The organism is Pseudohalioglobus sediminis (assembly GCF_008370495.1).
GTDB lineage: Bacteria > Pseudomonadota > Gammaproteobacteria > Pseudomonadales > Halieaceae > Halioglobus.
This window is the reverse complement of record NZ_VTUX01000016.1, coordinates 1-1,310: the sequence shown is the minus strand read 5'-3', so window position 1 is coordinate 1,310 and position 1,310 is coordinate 1. Positions and strand designations below refer to the sequence as shown.

Annotated in this window: 1 protein-coding gene; it reads left to right on the top strand. The window is 55.6% G+C overall.

What is annotated here, in order from left to right:
- The first annotated feature begins 117 nt into the window (after nt 1-117).
- Complete coding sequence (locus F0M18_RS19885) at nt 118-1,263, top strand: integrase core domain-containing protein (protein ID WP_262501008.1); 1,146 nt, start codon at nt 118-120, stop codon at nt 1,261-1,263.
- The last annotated feature ends 47 nt before the right edge of the window (nt 1,264-1,310 follow it).

Here is a 1,310-nt window from a genome sequence, read left to right as displayed (position 1 = left end):
TGTAGTTCCTGACACATAGCTTACAGAATATACCGGAGCGCCGGCCGCCGGAGACATGGTTTACACATTTAGGTATTTGGAGGAGGCCTCCAGATGCCGTGGAAAGAGTGTAAACCGATGGATGAACGCCTCAGATTTGTCGCCAGGCTGCTCGAAGGAGAGAAGATGGCGGCCCTATGCCGAGAGTTTGGTATATCCCGCCCTACGGGCTACAAAATCTTCAATCGATACAAAGACCTGGGGCTGATTGGCCTCGAGGATCGAACGCGACGACCCTACCGCCACGCCAACAAGCTACCCTTCCAGGTGGAGAAGACGATCATCCAGATCAAGCGCGAGCACCCTACCTGGGGCGCTCCTAAGATCCGTGAGAAGCTGATCCGGGAATACCCCATGATCAAGCCGCCTGCCAAGAGCACCGTTCATGCGGTCCTCGACCGTAACGGCCTGGTCAAGCGGCGCAAACGCAGACGTTATCGCGCTGAGGGAACACCGCTAAGCGATCCCAAAGCCACCAATGCTCTTTGGTGTGCAGACTACAAGGGCGAGTTCCTGCTGGGCAACCAGCAATACTGTTACCCGCTTACTATCACCGATTATCGTTCCCGCTACCTGCTCGCCTGTGAAGGCCTTGAGTCCACCAAGTCGCCCTTTGCCTTCAGCGTCTTTGAGCAGACCTTCAAGGAATATGGCTTGCCTGAGGCGATACGCACTGACAATGGCCTTCCGTTCGCCTCACCCAACGCGCTGTTTGGCCTGAGCCGTCTCTCCGTATGGTGGCTCCGGCTCGGCATCAACATCGAGCGCATTAAGCCGGGTCACCCGGAGCAGAACGGGCGCCACGAACGCATGCACCTCACACTCAAAGCAGAGGCCACCAAGCCACCGTCCTACAATTTCCTGCAACAACAGACACGCTTCGACAGCTTCCAAGAGGTTTACAACAATGAGCGACCTCACCAGGCACTGGGCGGTCGGTATCCCGGTGATCTCTATACACCCTCAGTGCGCAGGTATCGCCCTCCAGAGCAACCGGAGTATCCTTATCACGATCGCACGATCAGGGTGACCCAATGCGGCCGCATCTGCATCGGAAACCGCAAGATCAACTTCAGTACGGTATTTGCAGGGCAGAACGTGGGGATCAGGGAAGTTGCTGACAGAATCTGGCTGGTCAGCTTTATGGAATATGATCTAGGATTCTTTGATGAGGATGTGGGGCGGGTCGAACCCGCCGCCAATCCTTTTTTACCGGAAGTGTAAACCATGTCTCCGGTATAAGGTGTAAACCATGTGTCCGGGATACACCT